Source organism: Sorangium sp. So ce381 (genome assembly GCF_051473845.1).
In the GTDB taxonomy this organism is placed as follows: Bacteria; Myxococcota_A; Polyangia; order Polyangiales; family Polyangiaceae; genus Sorangium; species Sorangium atrum.
Genome location: NZ_CP150336.1, coordinates 450911 through 475893, shown reverse-complemented (window position 1 = coordinate 475893; position 24983 = coordinate 450911). Strand labels below are relative to the sequence as shown.

The 24983-nt window shown below is 73.2% G+C and carries 23 protein-coding genes; 9 read left to right on the top strand and 14 right to left on the bottom strand.

What is annotated here, in order from left to right; genetic code table 11:
- Positions 1 to 12: 12 nt before the first annotated feature.
- Genes WMF29_RS01795 through WMF29_RS01785 form a run of 3 tightly spaced genes read right to left on the bottom strand, consistent with a single transcriptional unit; the run spans position 13 to position 2959 of the window.
- Positions 13 to 531, bottom strand: coding sequence for a J domain-containing protein (locus tag WMF29_RS01795; RefSeq protein WP_437327184.1), 519 nt, complete (start codon positions 529 to 531; stop codon positions 13 to 15).
- 13 nt (positions 532 to 544) lie between these two features.
- Positions 545 to 1765, bottom strand: coding sequence for a GNAT family N-acetyltransferase (locus tag WMF29_RS01790; RefSeq protein WP_437327183.1), 1221 nt, complete (start codon positions 1763 to 1765; stop codon positions 545 to 547).
- A gap of 42 nt (positions 1766 to 1807) precedes the next feature.
- Positions 1808 to 2959: an alpha/beta fold hydrolase gene (locus WMF29_RS01785; RefSeq protein WP_437327182.1), complete on the bottom strand. Its 1152-nt coding sequence runs from the start codon at positions 2957 to 2959 to the stop codon at positions 1808 to 1810.
- A gap of 323 nt (positions 2960 to 3282) precedes the next feature.
- On the opposite strand from WMF29_RS01785, the gene WMF29_RS01780 reads away from it, so the two are divergent.
- Positions 3283 to 4215, top strand: a complete 933-nt coding sequence (locus WMF29_RS01780; protein ID WP_437327181.1) for a hypothetical protein — start codon at positions 3283 to 3285, stop codon at positions 4213 to 4215.
- A 12-nt stretch (positions 4216 to 4227) separates the two neighbouring features.
- Positions 4228 to 8958 (top strand): sigma 54-interacting transcriptional regulator, encoded by a 4731-nt coding sequence (locus WMF29_RS01775; RefSeq protein WP_437327180.1) that lies wholly within the window; start codon positions 4228 to 4230, stop codon positions 8956 to 8958.
- Positions 8959 to 8989: 31 nt separating this feature from the next.
- On the opposite strand, the gene WMF29_RS01770 is transcribed toward WMF29_RS01775, so the two are convergent.
- Positions 8990 to 9580, bottom strand: coding sequence for a Uma2 family endonuclease (locus WMF29_RS01770; RefSeq protein WP_437327179.1), 591 nt, complete (start codon positions 9578 to 9580; stop codon positions 8990 to 8992).
- A 117-nt stretch (positions 9581 to 9697) separates the two neighbouring features.
- Here WMF29_RS01770 and WMF29_RS01765 point away from each other — a divergent pair, with 117 nt between their 5' ends.
- Positions 9698 to 10027, top strand: coding sequence for a hypothetical protein (locus tag WMF29_RS01765; protein ID WP_437327178.1), 330 nt, complete (start codon positions 9698 to 9700; stop codon positions 10025 to 10027).
- Positions 10028 to 10099: 72 nt separating this feature from the next.
- On the opposite strand, the gene WMF29_RS01760 is transcribed toward WMF29_RS01765, so the two are convergent.
- From WMF29_RS01760 to WMF29_RS01730, 7 genes are all read right to left on the bottom strand, one after another.
- The gene (locus tag WMF29_RS01760) at positions 10100 to 10927 is read right to left on the bottom strand and encodes a hypothetical protein (protein WP_437327177.1); all 828 of its coding nucleotides are present in this window, start codon (positions 10925 to 10927) and stop codon (positions 10100 to 10102) included.
- A 228-nt stretch (positions 10928 to 11155) separates the two neighbouring features.
- Positions 11156 to 11485 (bottom strand): hypothetical protein, encoded by a 330-nt coding sequence (locus tag WMF29_RS01755; RefSeq protein ID WP_437327176.1) that lies wholly within the window; start codon positions 11483 to 11485, stop codon positions 11156 to 11158.
- 205 nt (positions 11486 to 11690) lie between these two features.
- Positions 11691 to 12908, bottom strand: coding sequence for a matrixin family metalloprotease (locus WMF29_RS01750; protein ID WP_437327175.1), 1218 nt, complete (start codon positions 12906 to 12908; stop codon positions 11691 to 11693).
- Position 12909: 1 nt separating this feature from the next.
- A complete protein-coding gene (locus WMF29_RS01745) occupies positions 12910 to 13482 on the bottom strand; it encodes a hypothetical protein (RefSeq protein ID WP_437327174.1) in 573 nt (190 codons plus the stop codon).
- A 473-nt stretch (positions 13483 to 13955) separates the two neighbouring features.
- Positions 13956 to 15593, bottom strand: a complete 1638-nt coding sequence (locus WMF29_RS01740; RefSeq protein WP_437327173.1) for a tetratricopeptide repeat protein — start codon at positions 15591 to 15593, stop codon at positions 13956 to 13958.
- 259 nt (positions 15594 to 15852) lie between these two features.
- Positions 15853 to 17187 (bottom strand): LysM peptidoglycan-binding domain-containing protein, encoded by a 1335-nt coding sequence (locus tag WMF29_RS01735; RefSeq protein ID WP_437327172.1) that lies wholly within the window; start codon positions 17185 to 17187, stop codon positions 15853 to 15855.
- Positions 17184 to 17591 (bottom strand): hypothetical protein, encoded by a 408-nt coding sequence (locus tag WMF29_RS01730; protein WP_437327171.1) that lies wholly within the window; start codon positions 17589 to 17591, stop codon positions 17184 to 17186. Before WMF29_RS01730 ends, WMF29_RS01735 begins: the two co-directional genes overlap by 4 nt.
- Before the next feature lie 201 nt (positions 17592 to 17792).
- Between WMF29_RS01730 and WMF29_RS01725 the strand changes: the two genes are divergently transcribed.
- The 4 genes from WMF29_RS01725 to WMF29_RS01710 all read left to right on the top strand — a co-directional run bounded on the left by WMF29_RS01725 (position 17793) and on the right by WMF29_RS01710 (position 20828).
- Positions 17793 to 18311: a hypothetical protein gene (locus WMF29_RS01725; protein ID WP_437327170.1), complete on the top strand. Its 519-nt coding sequence runs from the start codon at positions 17793 to 17795 to the stop codon at positions 18309 to 18311.
- A complete protein-coding gene (gene ruvA / locus WMF29_RS01720) occupies positions 18308 to 18934 on the top strand; it encodes a Holliday junction branch migration protein RuvA (protein ID WP_437327169.1) in 627 nt (208 codons plus the stop codon). The genes WMF29_RS01725 and ruvA overlap by 4 nt, the downstream gene beginning before the upstream one ends.
- Before the next feature lie 298 nt (positions 18935 to 19232).
- A complete protein-coding gene (locus tag WMF29_RS01715; RefSeq protein WP_437327168.1) occupies positions 19233 to 20339 on the top strand; it encodes an FHA domain-containing protein in 1107 nt (368 codons plus the stop codon).
- A 90-nt stretch (positions 20340 to 20429) separates the two neighbouring features.
- Positions 20430 to 20828: a (deoxy)nucleoside triphosphate pyrophosphohydrolase gene (locus WMF29_RS01710; RefSeq protein WP_272097380.1), complete on the top strand. Its 399-nt coding sequence runs from the start codon at positions 20430 to 20432 to the stop codon at positions 20826 to 20828.
- Between the two features lie 13 nt (positions 20829 to 20841).
- Here WMF29_RS01710 and WMF29_RS01705 read toward each other — a convergent pair whose 3' ends face one another.
- The 3 genes from WMF29_RS01705 to WMF29_RS01695 all read right to left on the bottom strand — a co-directional run bounded on the left by WMF29_RS01705 (position 20842) and on the right by WMF29_RS01695 (position 23549).
- Positions 20842 to 21912: a FecCD family ABC transporter permease gene (locus WMF29_RS01705; RefSeq protein WP_437327167.1), complete on the bottom strand. Its 1071-nt coding sequence runs from the start codon at positions 21910 to 21912 to the stop codon at positions 20842 to 20844.
- Complete coding sequence (locus WMF29_RS01700) at positions 21909 to 22805, bottom strand: type III pantothenate kinase (RefSeq protein WP_437327166.1); 897 nt, start codon at positions 22803 to 22805, stop codon at positions 21909 to 21911. Before WMF29_RS01700 ends, WMF29_RS01705 begins: the two co-directional genes overlap by 4 nt.
- 102 nt (positions 22806 to 22907) lie before the next feature.
- Positions 22908 to 23549, bottom strand: coding sequence for an O-methyltransferase (locus WMF29_RS01695; RefSeq protein WP_272097377.1), 642 nt, complete (start codon positions 23547 to 23549; stop codon positions 22908 to 22910).
- 93 nt (positions 23550 to 23642) lie between these two features.
- On the opposite strand from WMF29_RS01695, the gene WMF29_RS01690 reads away from it, so the two are divergent.
- Together WMF29_RS01690 and WMF29_RS01685 are read left to right on the top strand one after the other, a co-directional pair.
- The gene (locus WMF29_RS01690) at positions 23643 to 24353 is read left to right on the top strand and encodes a hypothetical protein (RefSeq protein WP_437327165.1); all 711 of its coding nucleotides are present in this window, start codon (positions 23643 to 23645) and stop codon (positions 24351 to 24353) included.
- Positions 24354 to 24356: 3 nt separating this feature from the next.
- The gene (locus WMF29_RS01685) at positions 24357 to 24875 is read left to right on the top strand and encodes a hypothetical protein (protein ID WP_437327164.1); all 519 of its coding nucleotides are present in this window, start codon (positions 24357 to 24359) and stop codon (positions 24873 to 24875) included.
- Positions 24876 to 24983: the final 108 nt, after the last annotated feature.

The window sequence follows — 24983 nt, the reverse complement described above, 5'->3', positions numbered from 1 at the left end:
CCCGCAGCACCGCTACCGGCGCTTGGGCCGCGCCAGCCTGGCCATCGCCTCGTCGTGGGCCCACTTGACGCGCATGAACTCGCCGGCGTCGCCGCCGCGATCGGGGTGCGTGACGAGCGCGAGCCGGCGGAACGCCTGGCGGATCTCGTCCGCGCTCGCGGCCTCCGCCACGCCGAGCACCGCGAACGGCGACGCGCCGCGCGCGGACGCAGGCCGCGACGGGGCGCGCCTCGACGGCCCGGGTGGCGGCGGGGGCGCCTCCCGCCGCGCGCGCGGCTTGGGCCACGGGGGCTCGCCGCGCAGGATGCGCGTCCAGGCCGTCGCCCACGCCGGCTCGATCTCGACGAGCGGGCGCCCCGCCGCGCGCTCGGCCTGCGCCCGCGCCTCCTCGACGGTCCGCGCGCCGCCCTGGCTCGCGTCCGGAGGGCGGAACGGCTCGCGCGCCGGCTCGGACGTCCACCATGCGGCCCACAGGAAGCGGCGGCGGCGGGTCGGGGTCACCGCGTAGACACCGCGGAGCGGGAGCGTCATCGGGGCCGGGCCTTCAGAAGATCTCGGGGCACCACGGGGCGCGCGCGGCGCGGAACAGGCTGTCCGCGCGCTCGACGGCGCCTCCGGAGAGCTCCTCGACCTGGCCCGCGTCGGCCATGCAACGGAAGGAGACGCCGCCGAGGTACGCCGAGCCGAGCGCCGTGATGTCGAGGCGGAGGTCCGGCGCCGCCGCGGTCCGCGTCGCGCGCCGCTCGCCCCCGTGCAGCCGGAACCGGCCTGCGTTCGAGGGGCAATCGCGGTCGGTGATCTCGAGCGTGAGCGCCTCGCCGCTGCCGTAGGCGCGCGCCGCGAGCGCGGCCTCGACGTCCACGATGCGCACCCACAGCCCGTCGCTCGCCGTGAGGCGCAGCCGCCGCGGCTCGACGAGGAGCATGCCGAGGGGATGATCGGGCGGCAGGAGGCTCGCCTCGATCCGCTGCGCCAGATCGATGTCGAAGAGGTACCGCCAGACGAGCCTGGTCCCGAGCGGCGAGGCGCCGATCGCCTCGATGACGCGGACCGAGCCGACCGGGATCGAGGACGCGTCGAACCGGTGGTGCACGCAGTACAGCGCGTAGGCCTCGGCGCGCCCGTCGACCTCGATCACGACGCGCTGGAGCTGGCCGCCCCCCTGGCGGATGAAGTCGTTGTCGCTCAGCCGCCGGCCCCGCCACCACGGCTCCGAGCGCGCCAGCATCCCGGGGACGAGCGGGCGGGCGCGCTCCCAGACCGGCGCGAACGCCTCGAGCGCCTCGGCTTCCCCGAGCAGCCGCGCCCGGCCCTCCGCGCTCGCCTCGCCACGGAACGCGGCGCGATCGCGCTCGATCGAGATGGAGCACGCCTGCGACGCGAGGCCGTAGCCGAAGCGGCCGTAGATGGAGCCCTCCGTGGCCCAGAGAGCGGAGATCGGCTGCCCCGCGGCCCGCGCCTCGTCGAGGTGCCGCCGGATGAGGCGCGTGAGGATGCCGCGGCGGCGGTGCGTCGGCATGACCGCGACCGCCGTGAGGCCGGCGACCGGGACGGCGCCGCCCGGCGTGGTCATCGTGAGCGAGAACGTGCCGGCGGCGCCGACGAGCGACTCGCCGTCATACGCGCCGAGGCGCAAGGTGAACTCCTGGAGCCGCTTCGTCCCCTCCATGCGCTCGGGGTTCAGGAGCGCGCCGAAGGCGGTGAGGATCGGATGGACGAACTCGCCGTATCGCTCGGTGCCCAGCTGCCGGAGCTCGATGTTCATCAGGCTACGATAGCAGTCGCGCCGGCGCCCTCGCGTGGCGCCCTACGCGCTCAGCCGATCGCGCTCCCTCGCCGCCGCCCGCCGGATGCGCGTCTTCAGCCAGGCCTCGATGAGCGGCCACACCGTGAGCGGCGCGTCCCGGCCGACGACGATGTCGAGGTGGCCGCGCGGAAACGCGCGGTACGTCTTGTCCGAGGAGCGGCTGAAGTCGTAGGCCGGCTTCACCGACGCCGGCGGCGCGAGGTCGTCGTGCGTGCCCGCGATGACCAGCAGCGGCAGGTCGAGGTGCTCGAAGCGCTCGGCGTAGCCGAAGAGGCTCCCCATATGGTGGCCGCTCTTCCGCGACGCCGCCGCGTCAAGGAACATGTTCCGGAGCACCGTGATGCTGCCGCTGTCCATCGCCAGCGACATGTGCTGCGTGAGCACCCGCGTCTCCATCGAGCCAGGCACGAATCCCCGGATCGGCAGCGGAAAGATCGGGCTCTCGACGAACGCCCGCACGAACCGGAACGGCTCGCCCCACGCCGACAGCGGGAGCGCCCCCTGTCCGAGCGGGACGCGCCGGTCGACCGTCAGCATCAGCCGGCCGAGCAGCGCGAGCGACCGCGACCCGTGCGTGAACAGGTACGGGCTCCCGAGCGTGACGATCCCGCCGACCGCGTCCCCCATCGTCGGCGCCGTCGCGTAGCTGACGAGCCCGCCGAGCGAGTGGCCGATCAGGTACACAGGCCGCGGGCCCGAGATGCGCCGGATCTCCTCGATCGCCGCCGGCACGTCCTCGCGGACGAAATCGGTCACGTGCGCCGGCCGCCGCGCCCCGAGGTGCCGCGATCGACCGTGCCCCCGCAGGTCCAGGTTGAAGACGTCGAAGCCCGCGCGCGCCAGGTAGTTCGAGAAGCTCCGCGACGGCAGGTGCCAGATGTACCGGTTCTGGCCGTACCCGTGGATCAACAGCACGCTCGCCACCGTGCTCCGGAGCCGCGCGCTCCGCTTGCGGATCATCGCCAGCGGCACGTCCCGCTCCACCGGCTCCGCTTCCTCCACCCCCGGCGCGCGCGCCCCCTCGATCCCACGGCTCGCCGGCGGGGACTCGTGCGCGGTGCTCCGGACCCGCACCACCACGAGCTCCTTGATGAACCTGTCTCGCTCGTCGCGGTCGACCGTCTGCTCGACCTGGGCCTGATGCAGGATCATCCTTTCCGTCTATTGCGGATTATTTTGCTGTGCGCAACCTCGTTTGGCCCGCCGGGGATGCTGCCGCCGTAGGGCCCTTGCCGCGCCAACATCGCACGGCCACCCACGCTGATCACGAGCAGGCGCGCTCTGGCACGCCGTCGTGGAAAAAGCTCCGCCGTGGGCGGTCCGCGGGCGTCACACGGCGCTGCGTCTCGTGTACCCTCCCCTCGCTGGTGCCCGGTCCACCGGGGCGCGCGGAGAACCCGAGGCTGGCCTCGGCGCGCCCGTTCCGTGGGCGCCGGAGCCCGGCCCTGAACTTACGCATCGCTAGGTGACCTACAATGTACCACGTGAAGATGGGTCGGCTGCTCGCGGTCGGGGTGCACGCCAGGGCCGCCGCGCTCGCCGCGCTGCTCGGCGCCGTGTGCTTCTCGTCGAGCGCCAGCGCGCAGCCCAAGAAGGACGACGCCGAAGGCAAACAGGACGACTCCGCTGCTGCCGAGAAGCAGGCCACGGACGAGAAGGCGCAGGACGACAAGGCGCCCGGCGAGAAGGAAAAGCCGCAGGAAGCGCCCCCCGAGGCGGCGGATGACAACGCCCCGTTCGAGAGGGAGGGCAAGACCTATCGGTTCGCCGGGCTCCGGTTCCGGAACCTCATTGTGCCGAAGGCCATGATCAACCTCTTCGCGGACGGCGGGGCGTCCGTGAACGTGTTCACGTTCGGCCCGGAGCTCGCCACACGCAGGGACGGGCTCGAGATCGATCTGGCGATCTCCTACGCGGACTACTCGATGGATCCCTTCCTCTTCAAGGGGAAGAACGACGGCAACGACGCCTGGGAGATGGTGTCGAGCGACATGAAGCTCGTCTACTTCACGACCGATCTCCTCTACGAGATCCCGCTCGACAAGGAGAAGGGCCGCTTCTCCCTGCTCATCGGCGGCGGCGTCGGGCTCGGCGTCGTCTTCGGCAACCTCTACCGCGCGCAGGCGTACCCGAACAACCCGTCGCGCCTCGACCCCGACGACGTGGGCTCGTGGAGCAAGTGCGCCGGCCCGACCGGCGGCTTCTGCGACGGCTCCAACGACCATTTCGGCAACTACGACGAGCCGAGCTGGATCAACGGAGGATCCAAGCCGTCGGTGTTCCCATGGATCTCGTTCCCGCAGCTCAGCTTCCGGTACAAGCCGATCAAGCAGCTCCAGACGCGGCTCGACGCCGGCTTCTCCATCACAGGGTTGTTTTTCGGGCTGTCCGCGGGGTATGGCCTCTGATCGAGGGATGAGGTGACGTCGCGTCCGCTGTTTCCCCCGCGCTATGAGCCGATCGGGGCGCTCGGAAAGGGCGGTGGTGGCGAGGTGTGGGCGGTGCGCGACCGCCTCACCGGCAAGACGGTCGCGCTGAAGACGCTCGGCGAGGACGCGGACGAGCCCGAGGTGCTCGCGCTCGTCCGCGAGGCGGCGGCGCTGTCGGGCGTCGAGGGCCTCGGCGTGCCGCGCGTGCTCCGCTTCGGCCGGCTGCCGGCGTCAGGGCGGCCGTTCATGGTGCGCGAGCTCGTCGAGGGGACGAGCCTCGCCGATCTGCTCGCGCGCAAGGCCGACCTGGCCAGGAACCTCGCGGCCATCGCCGACGCGGCCGATCAGCTGACGCGCCTGCACCGCGCGCTCCTGCTGCACGGCGACGTGAAGCCCGCGAACATCATCGTCGGCGAGGGCGGCCGCGCGACGCTCGTCGACCTCGGCCTCGCCGCGCCGTTCCGCGACGACGGCTCGCGGCCCGTGGGCCTCACGCCCCGCTACGCCGCGCCGGAGCTCTTCAAGGGCGACGCGCTCACCGTCCGCGCCGAGGTGTTCGCGCTCGGCGCGACGCTCGCCGAGGCCCTCCGCGACAGCGGGGGCGATCGCGATCCGAAGGTCGTCGAGGCGCTCCAGGGGGTCGTCGACCGGGCCACCGCCAAGGACCCGAACGCGCGCTACCCGAGCGCGGACGAGCTCGCCAACGCGCTCCGGCGCGCGGCGCGGCTCCCCTCCGGGCCGGGCGAGGAGGCCGCGAGGACGGGCGAGGCGGGCGCGAGGCCCGACGCGGACGCGGGCGCCGTGGTCTGGCCCATCGTCGGGCTGGACGCGCCCTCCACGCGGCTGCTCGCGCAGATCATGGCGCTGCCCGCGGGCGGCGGGCTCTCGATCGACGGCCCGCGCGCCTCCGGGCGGAGCGCGCTGCTCCGGCGCATCGCGTGGTCGCTCGAGGTGGGCGGGTACGCCGTCGCGTGGGTCGAGGCGGCCCGCGTGGCCGACCCGCGCGAGGCGCTCTCGATCGAGCTGTCGGAGCACGATCTCGGCCGGGTGACGGCGCTCGTCGACGACGCGGACCGGCTCGGCGACGCGGCGCTCGAGCGCCTCGACGAGGTGCGGAAGGCCGGCGGCAAGCTCGTGTTCGTGCTCGGGGATCCATCGGAGGGCGGCGCGGGCCGGGCGCCAGGCGCGCCGCGCGCGGCACGCGGCGCGCCCGCTGACGACGCGCCTTCCCCCGCGCGCCTGGGCCGCGGGTTCGAGCGCTTCGAGATGGCGCCGCTCGACGAGCAGGTCGCCCGCGAGCTCGTGCAGCGCACCATCCCGTCGCTGAGCGACGCGGTGGCGGCGCACGTCGTCTCCCGCGCGGGGCGGTGGCCCGGGCGCATCCGCGAGATCGTCGCGCGCATCGCGCGCGCGCCCGTCGCGTCGACCGAGGACGTCGATCGGCTGCTCGACGCGCCCCCGACGAGCGCGGTGGCGTCCGGGCCGGGCGGCGCGGGCGCCGAGGGGGCGGCGCTGCCGCCGGCGGAGATCCACCGGCTGCTCGACCGCGGCCACTTCGACGCGGCCGCGGAGGCGCTCGGGCGGCACGAGGGCGACGGCTCGCCCGCCGCGGTGCCCACCTTGACCGTCGCGCGCGCGCGGCTCGCCATGAACCGCGGCGACACGGCGAGGGCGCTCGCCGAGCTCGGGCGCGTGAAGGATCAGGTCGAGGCCTCGCGCGATCACGCGCTCGCGGCGTTCTGGTCGCTGCAGATGGCCCGCGCGCTCGTGCGCGCCGGCGACTACGGCGAGGCGGAGCGCCGCGCCGGCGAGGCCGTGGAGCGCGTGGGCCCCCTCAAGATCGAGGCGGAGCTCACCGGCGCGCCGCGCTCCGAGGTCGCGACGGCCGCCGCGTTCGGCGCGTCGCCCGAGGCGATCGTCGCCGAGGCGGTGGCGACGCGCGGGCTCGCGCAGAGCTTCGCCTCTCGGCACGAGGACGCGAAGCGCACGCTGGAGCACGCGGTCCGGCTCGCGCGGCTCACGGGAGAGCCGCGCATCCTGTCGGTCGCGCTCGTGTCGCTCGCCTTCGCGCTCCAGCGGGACGACCGCCTCAGCGAGGCGAAGGCGGTCTACGAGGAGGCGCTCACGGCCGCGGAGCAGGCCGGCGACGCGGGCACGCTCGCGACGACCCGCCTGAACCTCGCCGCGCTCACGAAGCTCCAGGGCGACCTCGGCGCGGCCATCCGCCACCTCGAGGCCGCCGTCGATCTGGGCCGGCGCTCCGGCCGCGTCGCGACGATCCGCCAGGCGCTCCTCAACCTCGCGAACCTCGACCTCTACCTCGGGCGGCTCGCGCGGGCCCGGGTGTCGCTCGACGCGCTCGCCGCCCAGCGCGCGGATCTCGCGCCGCAGCAGCAGGCGCAGCTGCTGGCGCTCGAGGCGGAGCACGCGGCGCGCTCGGGCGATCTCGAGCAGGCCGAGCGGCTCTGCCTCGAGTGCGCCGAGGCGTACGAGGCGATGGGCCGGCGCATCGACGGGGTCGAGGCGCGGCTCGAGCGCGTGCTCTTCGCGGTGGCGCGCGCCGGCGCGGATCCGCGGGCCCTCGGCGAGGAGATCGACGTGGCGTCGGAGCGCCTGGGGACGACCGGCGCCCACCGCGCCCTGCTCGCGCTCGCGCGCGGCCGCGTCGCGGCGCTCGCGCGCGACGAGTGGCGGGCCCGGGCGGCGTACGACGAGGCGCTCGACGCGGCGCGCGCCGCGGGCCAGCGCGACTGGATCTGGCGCGCGCTGGAGGCGCGGGCGCAGCTCGAGACGGAGCGGGGGCACCTCATCCGGGCGCGCCACGACCGCGAGGAGGCGCTGATCACGCTGGAGGAGATCGCCTCGAAGCTGCCGCGCGACCTCCGGGAGGTCTTCTGGAACGACGCGCGTCGCAAGGAGATCCGGGCGGCCGCGATGCTCGAGCTGATGAGCAGCCGCACGGTGCCGTTCACCCAGCAGAGCACGGGCGCTCAGGCCGGCGCGGCGCCCCCGCAGGGCGAGGACCGGCTGGCGCGGGTCCTCGAGATCAACCGCGAGATCGCGGGCGAGCACGATCTCACGCGCCTGCTCGCGAAGGTGACCGATCATGCGATCGCGCTCCTCCAGGCGGAGCGCGGGTTCATCATCCTGCAGCGGCCGCCGCGCGACGAGCTGCAGCAGGCTGCGGGCGAGGGCGCTGTCGATCTCTCGATCCACGCCTCGCGCGACCAGGCGGGGGACGACCCGCACGCGCGCTTCTCCAGCTCGATCGCCGAGCGGGTGATCTCCACGGGCGAGTCGGTCGTGACCGCGAGCGCGCGGGACGACGCGCGCATGAGCGATTACGTCTCGGTGCACCAGCTCATGCTGCAGTCGGTCGCGTGCGTGCCCATCCGGCAGCGGAGCGGGCAGGTGATCGGCGCGCTGTACCTGGAGACCCGGCTGAGCGCGGCGGCGAAGTTCGAGGTGGAGCTCCCGACGCTGACGGCGCTGGCCGATCAGGTCGCGATCGCCATCGAGACGGCGCGCCTCGTGAGCGAGAACGAGCGCCGCGCCCGCGAGCTCGAGCGCGCGAACGAGGAGCTGCGCGCGGCGCGCGCCAAGCTGGAGGAGCTCCTCGGCCACCGCACCGCGCAGCTGGCCGCGACGCGGCGGGATCTGCGCTCGGCGCGCGCGGTGATCCGCGGCCATTTCGGCTACGAGGGCCTGGTCGGCACGAGCGAGGCGATGCGCCGCGTGTACGCGCTCATCGACCGGGTGAAGGACACGGACATCCCGATCCTGATCACGGGCGAGAGCGGGACGGGCAAGGAGGTCGTCGCCAGGACGATCCACAACGCGAGCCCGCGGGCGAAGAAGCCGTTCGTCGGCGTCAACTGCGGCGCGATCCCGGAGCACCTGCTGGAGAGCGAGCTCTTCGGGCATGTCCGCGGCGCGTTCACGGGCGCCGACCGCGACCGGAAGGGGCTCTTCCGGGAGGTGACCGGCGGCACCATCCTGCTCGACGAGATCGGGGAGATGCCGCAGAAGATGCAGGCGGGGCTGCTGCGCGTGCTGCAGGAGAAGGTCGTCCGTCCGGTCGGCGGCGCGCGCGAGGAGCCGGTCGACGCGCGGGTCATCGCGGCGACGCACAGGGATCTCGCCGACATGGTCTCGAGGGGCACGTTCCGCGAGGATCTCTACTACCGGCTGCACGTCGTCGAGGTGCGGGTGCCGTCGCTGCGCCAGCGGATCGAGGACATCCCGCTGCTCATCGACTACTTCCTCGGGATCTTCGCCGCGCGCTACGGCCGCGATCGCCGCAGCGTGTCCCGCGCCGCGCTGAAGCGGCTGTCGGCGTACACCTGGCCCGGGAACGTGCGGCAGCTCGAGAACGTGCTGCTCAACGCGTGGGTCCTGTCGGATCGCCCCGAGCTGGAGAGCGAGGACTTCGAGCTCCCCGACGCGGCGCCTCGGTCGCTGCGGGGCCCGCTCGACGGCGGCGCGGCGCCCCCGCCGCGAGCGCCCGCCGGCGGCGGTGCGCCCGCGAGCGCTGGCCGGGCACCGCCGTCGAGCGATCCCCGCCGCGTCGAGACGTCGCTGGACGCGCACAAGGCGAGCGAGCGGGAGCGGATCCTGGTCGCGCTCTCGAGCTGTAACTGGAACCGGGTGAAGGCGGCGCAGGTCGTGGGCCTGCCGCGCCGGACGTTCTACCGACGCCTCAAGGAGTACGGCATCCAGTGATTCGGGGGCCGCGCTCGAAGCGAGCGGCGTGTCACCTCGCCCAGAGGACCGAGAGATCGAGCTCGATGGCCTCGAAGGGCTCGACGCGGACGCGAGCGGAGTCGCGGTGGACGACGGCGGGCCCCCAGCCCCGACCCGAGACGAGCGAGAAGACCTCCAGCGTCCGCTTGATGGGGTCGACCAGCCACGCGTGCCGCACCCCCTCGCGCGCGTAGATAGGCATCTTCTCGTCGCGGTCGAGCTCCTCGGTCGAAGAGCTCAGCACCTCGCAGATCCAATCCGGGGCGAGCGCGAAGTAGGCCGTCTCGGGCAGCTCAGGCATGCGCTCGCGGCGCCAGCCGGCAAGGTCGGGCACGAGGGCGTCGATCTCCCCTGGCGCGTCTGGCTCGGGGAAGTGCAGCTCCGGCTCGTCCAGGATGATCCAGCCACCCGGGCCGCCGCGTCCACGCTGGAAGGGGCCGATCAGCTCGGCTCCCAGGCCCGACGACGTCCACGCGTGCTTCGGCGCCGGCCGGGGGAACACATGCAGGGTGCCACGGACGAGCTCCGCCACCCTGTTCGGTGGGACAGCTTCGAGGTCGGCGTACGTCGCGCGGCGCTGCTTCTCGGCGGGCTGGCCCATGGACGAAGCCTGCCCGGGGGCGGCTGGCGCGGCAAGGCGGCGAGACGTGTGGGTCGCCCCGCAAAAACCCCTGGAGACGCCGCACTTCACGGCGCATCATCCCAGCCACGGTATCCAGTGAGCGATCGTTCGAACCTCGCCGCCTCCATCGACGGCGCGCCCCTCGCCGACGAGGAGGCGCGTGATCTCTGGACGCGGTTCAGCCGGTACATGGATGAGCACCGCGGCGACATGGCGGGCTTCGCGCGGGAGAACGGCTACGTGAGCGTGACGCCGACCTTCGAGCGCGGGCGGGCGCTGCTCGTCGTCCGGACGACGGAGGCGCCGCCGGAGAAGCCGGCCCAGCGCCCCGGTGGAGAGAAGCCGGCCCCGCGTCGCGGTGGAGAAAAGCCAACGCCGCGCCGCGGAGGCAGCAGCAAGCCAGCGCGCGGCAGGCGGCGGCGCTGAGCGCCCACCGGACGGGCGCGAATCGCGAGCTGCCCCGATCCCGGCGGTGAGGCGCCCCGATCGGCCGGAGCCTCACCGCGACTTCCCGGTCCCTCCGGGGAAGTCCTTGCGCTTGATCTTGGCGCGCCGGCCGTCGGGGTGGTGAAACACGATTCCCTCGGCGAGGTGGCCCGGGGCGAAGCGGCTCTCCAGGTGCTCGAACAGGCCGCGGAGGCCGTCATAGGTCCTCGGGATGTCGTCGTAGACGGGAATCTCGAGGTTGAACGGCACGACCATGTGCCTGGCGAGCCCGAGCGGGTTGCCCTGAATGCTCGGTCCGAGCGCTTCGGCCGAGTGCTCGCCGTCCGGCCAGCCCTGGAACTCCGTCTCTCGAACCGCCTCGAAGATCCACTTGTCTTCCGGCCCGTGCTCGTCCGCGTCGACGTACCAACCGTCGATGATCCCCTGCTGCTTCTGGAGCTTGCTCGGGTTCCTGCGCTTCTCGACCCGGACCACGTGGCCCGAGCGAACGGTCAATCGCACGTTCGTGCCGTCGAGCTTCTCGGTGGGACGGCCCTCGCCCGCAAAGACCCACTCGCACCCCTGGCGCGGCTTCGGGAGCACCTTGAAGTCGTCGCCGCGATCGAAAATCGTCGGAATCTTCTCCATGACCTGAATGCCCTTTCGTACCTGGCCGAGCAGCTCGTCAGGCGTGATGACGCCTCCAGCGAGCCCGCTCGCCAGCGCACGCACCAGCTCCGCCACGGAGGTATTCGCCTCGAGCGCGACGCGCTTCAGCGCCATCCGCTCCTCCGGCGAGATCCACGCGACGAGGCGTGACCAGCCTTCGGGCGGAACCCATGTCGCGAGCTGCTGCGGATCCTTCCTCGGTCTGCCGCGCGGGCGGCCTGGCGATGTCACGAGCTTCAGGGTACCCCTATTTTCTATTGTGTCAATTGGCAAAATAAAAATTGGGCGTGAGGCGGAAGTGGTGGGAGCAGGTAGGACGCCTGCCGATGCCCTCGTGGAGATCGGGAGCCAGGGCGACCTCCGCGAAGGCGCGCGTGGACGCGCGCCTAGAGACATCGGGGCTTCGTGCGCGGAGACGTCCTGGCCCTGCAATGGGGCAGCTGGTCTGTCGCCGAGGGTTCAGTCGAGGAGGGTCCAGGTGGCCTTGGCGGTGCAGCCGTAAGCGTCGAGCGCGCCGGTGTGTGTGAGGGGGACGAGCTTGGTCTGGCCCTTGGCGAGCGGCCCGGTGACCGAGCGGGTGATGGGCCCCGGATCGCCGTAGTAGTGCGTGACGGTGAAGGTGATCTTCGCCGAGTCAGGAACGGCGAAGAGCGAGGTGTTCTTGATCGCGGCGTTCGGGTTGAAGATGGTGGGATAGGTGATCGAGCAGGAGAGGTTCACGGTCTTCGTGACCGGACCGCCGCCGTCATCGCCGCCAGGACCGATGATCGCCTCTGCGCCCTCGCCCACGACCTCGGCGGCGTCGCTCGCGCCGTCATCGGCGCTGTCACCCTCGAGCGGCTCGGCGATGCAGCCGACGAGGGAGAAGGACGAGGTGGGCCTCCACCAGGTGTCCTCTCAGGTGCTCTCTGGTCCGGAAGATCGCGGCAGGCCCCGACTCGCTCCGCGCCGCCGCGAGGGCCGGCGCTCCCCCCGAAGCCCCGCGATCGAACGCTCAGCGCCGGCGCCGTCGCGACGCCAGCGCGCCGAGCACGCCGAGGAGCATGACCCCGCCGACATCGGCCGATCGGCCGGTCGTCGAGCAGGAGCACCCGGCATCGCCGCCAGACTCCCCATCGCCGCTCTTCTGCGTGTCGTCCGGATCGGCGCCGCCGCCGCCGCCCACCCCGCCGCTCGAGGCGACCGACGAGCTCACGGTCGCGCCCACGCTCGATCCGCCGCCGGCCGACGAGGAGGTCGACGTGCTGCTGCCGCCCGCTCCGCCGTCGCCCCCGCTGCCGCCGGCGCCGCCGGCGCCGCCGCCATCGAAGCCAACGCACTCGGTCGAGCACTCCGTCGAGCATTCCCCGCAGACGCACTCGAGGATGCTGATATACATGCCGGCCCCCTCGGCGTAGTCATTCAAGCATCCCTCGACGCACGCGTCGTCCGGGCACTCGTTGACACAGCCGATGAATCCCCTGCACGCGAGCGACGCGCCGCACGCGTCATAGGACGCCTTGCAGGTGTTCGCGAGCGAATCGTTCGAGCAGCTATCGCAGCTGCCGCCGCCGGCGGCGGCGCTCGTGGCGCTCGCGGCGCTCGCCGTGGTCCCGCCGATGGGATACAGCGCGCACACGCCGTCGATGTCGTCTTGCTCGATGGTGCGCATCGACGAGCCCACGACATAGTAAGGCGTCATCGTCGCGCTCCGCTCGCTGGAGTGGCCGAGGCCCAGGAAGTGCCCCTCTTCGTGCGTGGCGATCGACTGTGTGTCGACACAGCCGTTGTTGCCGGTGTCGTTCCAGCAAAACCCGACGTCGTTGAAGACCATGTCGGCGTCCACGATGGCGCCGTCGAAGCTCCAGACCGGCATCGTGACGCCGATGACCGAGTTGACGTCGCCGAGCATGTTCGGCCAGGAGGAGCTGATCCACTGAAACACGTTCTTGCCGTCGTTGTAGTTGTAACGATCGGTGGTGTCGCCGAGGAGGTCGACCCGCCACTCCGTACACCCCGCGTTCGACCACGTCTCGAACCCGGACTCGACACGGGCGACGGCGAAGGCGGAGATCTCGCCCGGGATCGTCGAGCGGTTGATGTAGTAGGCGACGGGCAGCTTGTCCCAGCGGGGGACCACGTCATCGAGCGGCGTCCACGCGGCGGCCTCACGGGCCACGGCGAGGGACGAGGCGGCGCCGAGCAGGGCGGCGAGGGCGACGCGGCGCCTCACCTCACTTCCCTCCCGCGATGCGCACGACGTCCGTCATGAGGCTCTCGATGGGCTCGACCTCGTCGATGGGCGCCGCGATGGGCACGAGCGCGGCTCCGGTCCGCCGGACGAGGTTCAGCCCCTCGAGGATGCGCCGCGCCATGCCCTTCTTGTCCACATGATAGGCCGAAAGCGCCAGCGCCGTGAGGTGCCACCGCCCCTTGTCGCCCGGGCGCAGGAAGACCACGGCGTCCTCGCCAGGCGAGAGCCTGGCGTCGCCGAGCAGCCGCTGTGTCTTGCCGTTGTAGGTCCCGCCCATCTGCTCCAGCACAATCATCTTCGAGCCCCCCTTGTCCGCCGCGCCCCCCTTGAGCGGCTGGGTGATCGTGAGCTCGGTGCGGGTCACGATCGATTTTCCGTCGTCGGATTCCGTCGTGTACGATCGGCCGACGATCACGCGCGCGACCGTCGCCGACTGGCGCACGAGCTCCTCCCGCGAGAGCAGGACGGCCGTCGTCGCGTCCGCGGGCGCGCCGATGCCGAGCAGAGCGAGCGCAGCCGACAGGGCGAGCACTGCTTTCAAGCCTCTCTTCATGTAGATGACTCCTTAAGACATTCATTTCTATCCCGAAGCGCGCGCGGCGGCCACACAGGAAACAGGACTGCAACGTGCTCGCGCTGCCGTGGTGTTGCCCATCTGTCGTGACGGCGGATCATCACGCTGCGGCGCGACGGCGCGCCGACATGTACGGAGACGCGCACTACCACCCGCGCCGTGGTACGCCTGGATTTATGCCGTACATGTAGACGGCGCACTCCGGAGCTCTCCCGGAGGCTCTCGGGGATGAGACACCCTTATCGGGTCATCCCCGCTCTCGACGGCATCGGGCGGAGTCAGGGTGGTTGTCCGTCGATCGGGTCAACTCGCCATCAGCGCCTTCAAAGGCGGTCTCCGCTCGCCTATGGCGCTCGGGCCCTCGGCGCGGCCCCGCGCCGCCCGCGGAGGCACGGGCGCGCGGAGGCCTCGCCCCGACGCCCTCCGCGCCCCGACGCCGCTCAGGGCCTCTCTCAGTCGAACCGCTTCAGGCCGTTCGGCGCCCTGGAGTCGCGCTTCGCGCCGGCCTCTCCCGGCGCCACGACGCGACCGGCGAGGACCGCCTCCGCGAGCTCGCGGCACTCGGCGCTCGTCGCGCGATCGGCCCGCGCGAGCGCCTGCTCCGCCGCGGCGCGCGCCTCGGCCGCGCGGCCCGCGAGCGCGTGCGTCCGGGCGATCTCCGCGAGGGTCGCCGAGAGCTCCGCGGCGTTGCCCGACACCTCCAGGAGCCGCTTCGCTCCGAGGTAGAGCGACAGCGCCGCGGCGAGATCCCCCTGGATGCGCGCCAGATCGCCCCGCGCCCGCAGCACGCCGGCCTGACCCGCGCCGTCCTCGAGCACCTCGAACAGGGCGAGCGCCTGCTCGTAGTCCGAGAGCGCCTCCTCCAGGTCCGACGCATCGGCCGCCGCGACCCCCACGAGCTCGGCCACCAGCTCGAACTGCTTGCGGCGGAGATCGCCCCGCACCTTGAGCGTCGCGGCCTGCCCGCGGCGCTCGAAGCCCGTGCGGAACAGCGCGAGCGCACGGTCGTAGTCGCGCACCGCGTCCACGAGGTCCTCCTGCACGGAGCGCAGATCGCCCCGCGCCTTCAGCACCGCGGCCTGGCCCAGGACGTCGCGCGTCGCCGTGAACAGCTCGAGCCCCTGATCGTAATCCTTCTCGGCGCCCGCAAGATCCCCCTGCCGCACCCGCAGATCGCCGCGCGCCTTGAGCGCGCCGGCCTGCCCGAGGTGGTCCTCGGTCGCCTGATAGAGCGTCAGCGCCCAGTCGTAGTCGCGCGCGGCGCCCGTCACGTTGTCCTGGCCGAACCGCATGTCGCCCCGCGCCTTCAGCACGCTGGCCTGCCCGCTCCGATCCCCCGTGTCCTGGAACAGCGCGAGCGCGGTGCTGTAGTCGCGCGCCGCTCCCGCGAGGTTGCGGAGCCGGACCCGCAGATCGCCGCGCGCCTTGAGCGCCCGCCCGTGCGCGGCGCCGTGGGGGCGGGCGCGAGGCGGCTCCGAGGGGCCCGGGGTGTCGGCGTCGGCGGCCCCGCGCGACCCGGCCCGGGGCTTGAGCGGCTCGCGATCGCCGAGCTGCAGGAACAGCTGGATCGCCAGATCGTAGTCGCACACCGCGCCGCCGAGATCGCCCTCCTCGGCGCGCGCGAAGCCCCGCGCCCTCAGCGCGTCGCCCTCCGCCGCGCGAGCGCCCGCGGCCTGGAACAGCGCGAGCGCCTCGTCGTAGTCGCGCACCGCCTGCGCGGGGACGCCCTCCCGCAGGCGCAGCGCGCCCCGATCCATGAGCACCTGGGCCTGCCCGAGCGCGTCGCCCGTCGCGCGGAACAGCGCGAGCGCCTCGTCGTAGTCGCGCGCGGCGCCCACGTAGTCGCTCCGCCGGAGGAGCAGGTTGCCGCGCTCCCGCAGCGCGTTGCCGCGCGACTCCGGCGGGGTGCTGTTGAGGCTCGGGGGCGCCGCGCTCGAACGGGGCCCCCGCGTCACCCCCTCGCCGAGCACCTCGGCCAGCGATCCGCTCCTCGGCGTGCAGCGATCCGCCGCGCTGTCGAACGAGCGCTGTGTGGGAGGATCGCCATCCACGCCCTTCAGCTCGGACTGGACTTCGGGGAGGCGACGCATGCCAGGCGGAACATCATACCGCGCCAGCGCCTCTCTCGTGGAGACATTGCGCGGTCAGCGCGGCGGCAGCGCTCGGTTTCTCCATCGCCTTCATCGCCGCTTCATTGCCGCCGCCCGCGAGCGGACGCCGCCGCCCGCGAGCGGAGGCGCGCCGACGGCTGGGGCCGCTGGCTTTCCGCACGTTGGCCCGCTCACGCAATCGGATGCGGGCCCGTGGGCTCGTCCACCCCGGCCGTGAAAAGCCGTGGACGGTCGATCGTCAGAGGCCCTTGCGCGAGACCAGCACCGCGTCCCGCTCGACCTCGTACATCGCGTGGGTCACGAGCGCCGCAGCCGTGCGCTCGCGCACATGCACGACCCGCAGCTCGGCGTAGGTCTCGTCCGGCAGCAGCTCCTCGTCGACGCCGAACTTCGGCTCGTCGACCTGCGCCGGGCGCTCGTCCTGCACCCGCGGCCGGACCGTCGCCAGCCTGCCCGCGCCCCCGATCTGCTGCAGCCAGCGGTCGCCCCGCCGGACCGCGAAGAAGCGCTGCCCCGGCTTCACGCCGTCCTTCTCGCCCTTGTCGATGAACACCACCTGGTGCTGCCCGACGAGCTGGTAGGGATAGACGGCCGCGATGATCCTCGCCTCGAGATCCGCCTCGGCGCCCACCGGCGGCACCACGTCGAGGCGCCGCAACACCGCGCCGACCCTGTCCGTGCGCTCGACCACGTCGAGCGACTCGATGAGCCGCGCGCGCACCATGTGCGTCTTCGGGTTGTAACGATCCACGCGCGCCGTGCCGCGCACCGTCACGAGCTCGCCCTTCACGTCCCCGCTCTTCACCTTCTTGATCTCGCGGAAGATCGTCAGCTCCTGGCCGATCGAGACGTCGTGATCGTCCGAGAGGCGGAGGTAGACATCGTCGCCCTCGCTGAGGAGCATCTGGTCGTCGGGGCTCGCGACGAGCTCCCCCCACGTGTCCTTCTTCACGTCGTCGACCCAGCCGAGCTCGCGCAGGAAGATCGTCTTCGACGGCACCCGCCCCCCGCGCCCCAGCTGGTTCGCGCCGAACCCGATGCTGCCGCGGGTCGGGCCCTCGCTCGGGTCGCGGAGCCGGATCCGGTCGCCCGGGTAGATCCAGTGCGGGTTCTGGAGCTGCGGGTTCAGCGCCCAGACCTGCGGCCACGCATAGGGGTTCGTGTAGTACCTGCCCGAGATGTCCCAGAGCGTGTCGCCGCGCCGCACCGAGTGCGACTCGGGCACGAACTGCCCCTCGACGACGTAGCTGCCGTTCGCGCCGCCCTTCACCGAGGCGGGGCCCTCGCTGCGGCGGCCCAGATCGAAGCCGTCCGACGGGCGGGACGTGTCCGTCGTGCCCCGCGAGCTCGAGGGCAGGTGGGCGTTCGGATCGAACCCGGGCTGCGGATAACCCGGCACAACGACCTGCGTCTCGACGGTCGGCTCGCCCCTCGGGAGCTGGACCACGGTGACGCCCGGCCCCTGGCCGGCGCCCTCTTCGCCGCCCTGCTGATCCTGAGCGCGCGCCAGCGGCGGCGCCGCGACGATCGCCAGGGAGACCAGGACCAGCGTTGCCTTCGGGGGGAACTTCATCGCTTGCGCCTCGACGGGGGTGAGGGTGGCGGGCTCGGCGGCGGCGATCCGCCCGGGAGCTCTTCGATCACGACGCCGTTCGCGGTCGAGCGGAGCACGGGCGGCCGCGCGCCGTCGTCCTCCGGCGCGAGCCGCACCACCTCGAGGTCAGGCCTGTCGGGCTCCTCCGGGGGCACGGCGCGCGCCCCGGCCTCGCCAGGGCGCGCCGCGCTGCGGACGCCGCCCCGCGAGCGCTCCAGCGAGCCCACCCGATCCGTGAGCACCGCGTTCTCCGCGCGCACCCTGACGAGCTCCGCGCGCAGCTCGGAGAGCTGTCGTTCGACCGCGTCCTGCCCTCCGCCGCAACCGACGTTGAGCGCGGCGAGCGCGAGCGCCATCGCGCCGATGCCCAGGCCAATCCTCATGGGACGCCCAGCCTACCCGCCGCCGCGCCGGCCGGCCAAACGCGCGGCGATCTCCGCGCCCCGGCGGTGCGCCCCGCAACGGCGCGGCGCGCCGCGCGCGCCGGAACGACCCGCGCGACCCGAGGTGGGCGGCGCGACGTCACGCGTTACGGAGCGCGCGCAGTTCTGCTAGGGTCCCACCCCGACATCTGGGTGCGAGGGGTGAACGTGCGGAAATTCTTCCTGATTTTCCTTGTCGCGACGGCCTGCGCCGGCGCCGGCTGCGGCGATGACGGCCCCGGGCCCGCGACGGAGTGCTTCGACTACAGCAAGTTCGACGGCGCCACGCCCGAGGTGAGCTTCTCGGCCGAGGTCCTCCCCATCTTCCAGCGGTCCTGCTCGTTCAGCTCGACATGCCACGGCGCCGAGGCCGGCTCGGCCGGGTTCGCGTACCTCGGCCCGCCGCTGAGCGAGCAGGCCACGCAGGCGCAGATCGACGCGATCGTGGCCCAGAACGTCGGCGCCGCGTCGAGGGCGCCCTCCGGGATGCCGCGGATCACGGCCGGCGACCCCGCGAACAGCTTCCTCCTGCACAAGCTCGACGACACCCTGAGCTGCGGGGACCTCGAGTGCGCCTCCGACGGCTGCGGCGACCCGATGCCCTTCGGCGGCGATCCCCTGCCCTCGGCGGAGCGCGACGCCATCCGCAGGTGGATCCAGCAAGGGGCCAAGGTCAATTGATCGGCCGGCTCTCCGGCCACGTCGTGGAAGAAGGCGACGAGGGCACGGTCGTCCTCGACGTCAGCGGGGTCGGCTACGAGGTGACCGTCCCGCTCGGGGCCGTGGGGCGCGCGCGCGGCATCGCCGCGAACGCGAAGGCCGGCTCGGACGCGATCACCCTGTTCGTCCACACCCACGTGCGCGAGGACGCGCTCCTCCTGTACGGCTTCGCGACGCGCGAGGACCGGGCGGCCTTCCGCGTGCTCATCGGCATCTCCAGCATCGGCCCGAAGATCGCGATGGCCATCCTCAGCGCGCTCGGCGCGGGGGAGCTCGCCGCGGTGATCACCCGCCGGGAGACCGCGCGCCTCACCGCCATCCCCGGCGTCGGCAAGAAGACCGCCGAGCGCCTCGTCCTCGAGCTGAAGGACAAGCTCGTCCACCTCCCCTCGGCCCCGCTCTCCGCCGCGGCCCCGCCGCCCGCGGCCGCCGGCGCCAAGCAGGACCTCCTCCACAGCGCGCTCACCCGCATGGGCTACCGCCCCGCCGAGGCGGAGCGCGCCGTCACCGCCCTCGGCGCGCGCGTCGACAGCGCCCCGCTCGGCGACCTCGTGCGCGACGCGCTCGCGCTCCTGTCCAAGTGAGCCACGCCGCCGGCGCCCGACGAGCCCTGCGAGCCTGGCCGCCCAGGCCCGGCGAGCCGCGGCCGCCCTCGCCCGGCGAGCCGCGGCAGCCCGCGCCCGGCAAACCGCGGCAAACCGCGCCGGCGAGCCGCGGTTTGCCAGGCGGGATCGCCCCGACGGGCGGGCGGACGGCGGCGCGCACCCCCCCGCGGGGAGGCGGAGGAGCGACAGACAGTCGACAGAGGGGCGCCGCGGCGAATATGCTCCCGCCGCCGTTCGCCCTGGGATCCAGTCCGGTCGCTCGTTGTGAGGAGGCGTGGTGATCACCTGCCCGAAGTGCTCCAAGGAAAATCAGGACCATTACAAGTTCTGCCTCGGCTGCGGCGCCGAGCTGCCTCGCGACGTTTCGCCCAAGAAGTTCGCGGCCGGCACCCCGCCCCACGGCGTGCCGGCGGCGACGCGGGCGAAGGACTACGGCGATGAGCCGACCGCCATCGGCACCGGCGCCCAGAAGGGCCCCGCGGTCGCGCCCCCGCCGCCCGCGCTCGTCGATCCCGCGGCGTTCATCGCCCCGGCCCGCGGGGAGGACACAGGCGCCGGCAAGAAGGCCGCGGCGGCCGCGGCAGCGCCCGCGACGCCGGCAGCGGCGGCCGGCGCGGGGACGGTCGTCTGCCCCCAGTGCCAGGAGCCCAACCCGCCGTCGAACAAGTTCTGCGCGCTGTGCGGCTTCAAGCTCGTCAAGCCGGCGGGCCAGGCCGCGCAGCCCTCCACGCCGGTCGTCTCCACGTCGGGCGCCGCGAACGTCGTGCTGACCGCGCTCCGGGCCGACGGCACCGAGGCCGGCTCGTACACGCTGCCCACGAACCCCACGGTGATCGGGCGCGACTCGGGCACGATCTTCGGCGGCGACAGCTACCTCTCGCCGCGCCACGCGACGTTCTCGATCAAGGGCGGGCGGCTCTTCGTCAAGGACGAGGGCTCGCTGAACGGCGTCTACCGCAGGCTGCGCAGGGACACGCCGGTGCAGCTCGACAACGGCGACGTCTTCCGCATCGGCCAGGAGATCGTCCGCGTCGAGCCGCTCTCCCCGGCGCCCACGACGCCCGACGGCGTCGAGCGGCTCGGCAGCCCCTCGAAGGGCTACGTCGCGCGGCTGGCCCTCATCATCGGAAGGGACGCGACCGGCAACGCGTTCCCGGTCCCCGACACCGGCCTGCACCTCGGGCGCGAGCGCGGCGACATCCTCTTCCCCGAGGACGGCTACGTCTCCGGGCTCCACTGCCAGATCTCGCTCCAGGGCGGCCGGCTGTTCCTCACGGACCTCGGCAGCTCGAACGGCACCTTCCTCCGCGTCCTCGGCGAGACCGAGATCACGGGCGGCGACATCCTGCTCATGGGTCAGCAGCTGTTCCGCATCAACGTCTGAGGGCGCGCCGCCGGCGCCCCGAGGGCGCGACCGTCCCGCTCGCACAACCCGACGCCCCATCGTACGCTCAGCAGCCCTGAGGCACTCGCCATGGAAATGGTCCGCACCATCCGCGTGGTCGCCGCCGTGATTGAACAGGACGGCCGGTACCTCATCACCCAGCGCCGCCCGACCGCCGTGCTCCCGATGCTCTGGGAGTTCCCCGGGGGGCGCGTGGAGGAGACCGAGACCGACGCGGCGGCGCTGAAGCGCGAGGTCCGCCACCGGCTCGGCGTCGAGATCGAGGTGGGCCAGCTGATCTCGTTCGTGAGCCACCCCTACGAGCGCTACGTCGTCGACCTGTACCTCTACGAGTGCCACATCAAGAGCGGCGAGCTCGCCTCGCTGGCCGTGAACGCGTTCCGGTGGGTCACGAGCGCCGAGTTCGATCGCTACCCGTTCACGCCGGCGGACGAGGCCAGCATGAACAAGCTCCTCGGCATGACCTGACGCGCCCGCGCCCTCACAGGCGCGGCGAGCGCCGCAGCAGCACGAGGAACATCGGCCCGCCGAGCACCGCGGTCACCGCGCCCACGGGCGGCTCCGTGCCGAGCCACCGGAACAGGAGCCGCGCGACGAGGTCGCACGTGGTGAGCAGGACGGCGCCGGCCACGAGCGACAGCGGCAGGAGCCGCCGGTGATCTGCGCCGCAGAGCCGGCGGATCGCGTGCGGGACGATGAGCCCGACGAAGCCGATGAGGCCGGTGCGGCTGACGATCGCGCCGACGACGCACGAGGACGCGAGGAAGACCCGGCGCTCGACGGCGCGGACGTCGACGCCCAGGGTCCCTGCCGACTCGTCGCCGAGCGACAGGAGGTTCAGGCGCGCGGCGTCGGCGAGGAGCACGGCGCAGCCCGCGGCGACGTACGCGGCGACGCCGAGGAGGGCCGAGGTCGTGGGCAGCTCGACGAAGCCGATGAGCCACCGGAGCAGCTGCTGGGCGCGCGAGGGGGAGACGAGCGTCTTGAGGAAGGAGATGAGGCCCGCCGCGATGGAGTTCACGATGACGCCGGCGAGGAGCATCGAGGCGCCGGAGGTGCCCTCGGCCGCGCCGCGCGCGATGGCGTAGACGAGCAGCGTCGCGACGAGGCCGCCGGCGAGCGCCGCCGCGGGCAGGAGCGTCGCGCCGAGGACGGTCGTGGCGCCGATGCCGAGCGCGATGGCGACCGCGGCGCCGAGCGCGGAGCCGCCGGAGACGCCCAGCACGTACGGCTCGGCCAGCGGGTTCCTGAGCAGCGCCTGGAACGCGGCGCCCACGGCCGCGAGGCCGGCGCCGGAGACGGCCGCGAGGAGCACGCGCGGCAGACGCACGTCGATGAGGAGGGTCCGGTCGAGGCCGGGCTCGGCGACGGCGCGCGCGATCGAGACGGGCTCGGCGCCGAGGAGCACGGCGACGAGGAGCGAGAGCACGAGCGCCGCGGGCGCCGCGGCGAGGACGAGCGCGCGGCGGAGGCCCCGGCCGGACGCCGGCGGCGCCGGGAGGGAGGGCGCGCTCGCTCGGCGCGGGGCGCGGCCGGACACGGGCGACGTCAATCCTGGCCGCCTCCGCGCGCCGCGGGCGGCAGGGTGGCGGGCCCGCTGTTGCGCTCGGCGTTGCGCTCGTAGATGAGGCGCAGCCCGGTGAGCGTCAGGTCGTCGTCGACCTCCTCGATGGTCTCGGTCTGCGGCGCGATGAGCCGCGCCAGGCCGCCGGTGGCGATGACGCGGCACGGGTAGCCGAGCTCCCGCCGGAGGCGGCCCACGAGCCCGTCGACGAGCCCCGCGTAGCCGTACACGATGCCCGACTGCATCGAGTGGACGGGGTTGCGGCCGACGACCCGGGGCGGGAGCGCGATCTCGACGCGGGACAGCCGCGCGGCGCGGGAGAAGAGCGCCTCGGCGCTGATCTGGATGCCCGGCGCGATGACGCCGCCCAGGTACTCGCCCTTCGGGGTCACGCAGTCGAACGTCGTCGCCGTGCCGAAGTCGACGACGATGGCGCCGGCGGGGTGATCACCCCGGTCGGGCTCGGCCGCGTGCGCTCGCGCCGGCGCGGCGCGGGGCGCGGGCTCGGGTTGCCGCCGCACCCACTCGTGCGCCGCGACCGCGTTGACGATCCGATCGGCGCCGACCTCGCGCGGGTTCTCGTAGAGGATGGCCATCCCGGTCTTGATGCCAGGCCCCACGACGAGCGGCTCGATCCCGAACGCCCGCTCGACGAGGCCCACCATCGTGTCGGTCAGCGTCGGCACGACGCTCGCGACGATCGCGCTGTCGATGCGGGCGAGGTCGACGCGGCGGAGGTCGAGCATCTGCCGGACGAGCACGGCGTACTCGTCCGCGGTGCGGGAGCGCGCGCTCTCGCAGCGCAGGTGGTGCTGGAGCACCTCGCCCTCCAGCACCCCGAAGCTGATGTTGGTGTTCCCGACGTCGATGGCGAGCAGCATGCTGGCGCGACTCTAGCGCCGCGCGCCCGGGATCCGGCCAGGATTTCGGACGCGCCACCGGCGCTCGCGGCGCGCTGCCGCACGCCCGCGCGCGCCCGGCCTTCAGCGCTTGCGCGCGAGCGTCACCCCGTCGCGCACGGTGAGCATGACCTTCTCGACCCGGGGATCGCGGAAGACGAGATCGTTGAAGGCCGCGATGGCGCGGCCGTCGGCGCTCTCGGGGGCGAGGACCTCGCCGCTCCAGAGGGTGTTGTCGGCGACGATCAGCCCGCCGCGGCGGAGGCGCGGGAGGGCCTCCTCGTAGTAGGCCGGATACCGCTCCTTGTCGGCGTCGATGAACACGAGATCGAAGGCCGGGCTCGCCGGCATGGCGCGGAGGGTGGCGAGCGCGTCGCCGAGCGCGATCCGGATCTTCCCGCCGTGCTCGCTGCGGTCGAAGAACGAGCGGGCGATGCGGGCCACTTCGGGGTCGCGATCGCACGTGATGAGCTCGCCGTCCGGCGGGAGCGCCTCGGCCATGCTGAGCGCCGAGTAGCCGGTGAACGTGCCGATCTCGAGCACCCGGCGCGCCTGAATGAGCGCGACCAGCATCCTGAGCAGGGCGCCTTCGACCCGCCCGACCTGCATGACCGCCCTCGGCTCATGGGCGAGGGTGAACTCGCGCAGCTCGTCGAGGAGCGCGGGAGGCGGCTCGGAGTGGTCGTGAACGTAGCGATCCAGCTCTGGATTGACGATGGCGATCATGGCGCGGTTCCTCGGCCGGGCACCGTAGCATCGGTGCGCGCTCGCTCCTCGCCTCACCTTGAGCCGCCGGCGGCCTTCGCGGTAGCGTCGACCATGGCCTTCTCTTCCTGGCAGACGTGCGCCGCAGCGGCGCTCCTGGCGGCAGCCTGCAGCTCGACCGGCGGCAGCCCCGGGACGGGCAGCGCTGGCAGCGCCGGCCTGGGCGGCGCGGGCGGCGCTGGCGGGGGCGCGAGCGCGGGCGGCTCCGGCGGCGCTGGCGGCTCCGGCGGCGCTGGCGCCGGCGGAGGGGCGAGCTCCACGACGGCCGGCGGCGGCGCGGGGGGAGAGGCTGTCTACGATTGCGCGTCGATCGGCGATCCGTGCACGACCTGCCTCGCCCTGCGCTGTCAGGAGAGCTATTGCGCGTGCCAGCGGAGCACGGAGTGCGCCGCGCTGGGCAACTGCCTCCTCGGCTGCGCGGCGGAGGACGTCGCTTGCAAGCAGGCGTGCATGACGGCGCACCGGGCGGGCATTTCGGGCATCTTCCTCGAAGGCGGCTGCGCGTCCGAGCTGTGCAGGGCGCAATGCCCGTCGCGAGACGCGTTGTCCCCCTGCGCGTCCTGCCGGTTCACGGGGTGCGCCGCCGAGATGAACGCGTGCGTCGCCGACCCGTCGTGCAGGGCGTTGCTCGCGTGCGTGGAGTTGTGCCGTGCGGACGGAGATGGTTGCCGGGAAGAGTGCGCGGCGATGCACGTGGACGGCGTGCAGACCGCCGAAGCGGTCTTCGCTTGCGAAGAGGCGCAGTGCGGTGCGGATTGCGAGTAACCGTTGAGCCGCGAGCCGCCGCGGGCCGCCATGCCGCGCGGCGCCGCGGGGGTCGACGCCCCGGGCGAACAGGCATACCATTCCGTCGTGGCCTTCCTCGGATTGCGCGAGATCGAGCGGGACCCGTACACGGCCGTCCATCACGACCCCGCTCAGCAGCTCGTGTTCATCAAGCGATATTCGCTGAACTATCCGAGCATCGCGGCGATCGAGCTGAGCTTCGACCGCATCAATCGGTCGCTCGAGGCGATCGCCAGGCGGCGCACGCTCCTGCTCGTCGACGCCCGAGAGGCGCCGCTGCGCAACGACGACGGGTTCGAGAATGCGTTCGCTCACTGTCACACGCGGCTGACGGAGGGTTTCAAGAGGACCGCGGTCCTCCTGAAGAGCGCGACCGGGGTGCTCCAGCTCGGCCGGCTTTCGAAGGGCTATTCAAAGCCGATGGGCATCTTCACCCGCCCCGAGGACGCGCTCCACCACCTCGGCGTCAGCGTCGACCTGAAGCAGCTCACCGATCCCTAACGCCCCTGCCGCCCAGAGCGGAGCGGGGCTCACCCGCACAGGAGACGGGCCCAGATCGGCGTTTTCGGCGCGGAAGCGCACTCCGGTGCGCTGAGCACCGAAAACGTC

Bases quoted from the DNA above. Each gene is read 5' to 3' on its own strand.
- WMF29_RS01745 (WP_437327174.1), bottom strand. From the start codon at position 13,482: ATGAAGAGAGGCTTGAAAGCAGTGCTCGCCCTGTCGGCTGCGCTCGCT.
- WMF29_RS01795 (WP_437327184.1), bottom strand. From the start codon at position 531: ATGACGCTCCCGCTCCGCGGTGTCTACGCGGTGACCCCGACCCGCCGC.
- WMF29_RS01700 (WP_437327166.1), bottom strand. From the start codon at position 22,805: ATGCTGCTCGCCATCGACGTCGGGAACACCAACATCAGCTTCGGGGTG.
- WMF29_RS01735 (WP_437327172.1), bottom strand. From the start codon at position 17,187: ATGAAGTTCCCCCCGAAGGCAACGCTGGTCCTGGTCTCCCTGGCGATC.
- WMF29_RS01790 (WP_437327183.1), bottom strand. From the start codon at position 1,765: ATGAACATCGAGCTCCGGCAGCTGGGCACCGAGCGATACGGCGAGTTC.
- WMF29_RS01770 (WP_437327179.1), bottom strand. From the start codon at position 9,580: ATGGGCCAGCCCGCCGAGAAGCAGCGCCGCGCGACGTACGCCGACCTC.
- WMF29_RS01710 (WP_272097380.1), top strand. From the start codon at position 20,430: ATGGAAATGGTCCGCACCATCCGCGTGGTCGCCGCCGTGATTGAACAG.
- WMF29_RS01730 (WP_437327171.1), bottom strand. From the start codon at position 17,591: ATGAGGATTGGCCTGGGCATCGGCGCGATGGCGCTCGCGCTCGCCGCG.
- WMF29_RS01780 (WP_437327181.1), top strand. From the start codon at position 3,283: ATGTACCACGTGAAGATGGGTCGGCTGCTCGCGGTCGGGGTGCACGCC.
- WMF29_RS01740 (WP_437327173.1), bottom strand. From the start codon at position 15,593: ATGCGTCGCCTCCCCGAAGTCCAGTCCGAGCTGAAGGGCGTGGATGGC.
- WMF29_RS01690 (WP_437327165.1), top strand. From the start codon at position 23,643: ATGGCCTTCTCTTCCTGGCAGACGTGCGCCGCAGCGGCGCTCCTGGCG.
- WMF29_RS01695 (WP_272097377.1), bottom strand. From the start codon at position 23,549: ATGATCGCCATCGTCAATCCAGAGCTGGATCGCTACGTTCACGACCAC.
- WMF29_RS01785 (WP_437327182.1), bottom strand. From the start codon at position 2,959: ATGATCCTGCATCAGGCCCAGGTCGAGCAGACGGTCGACCGCGACGAG.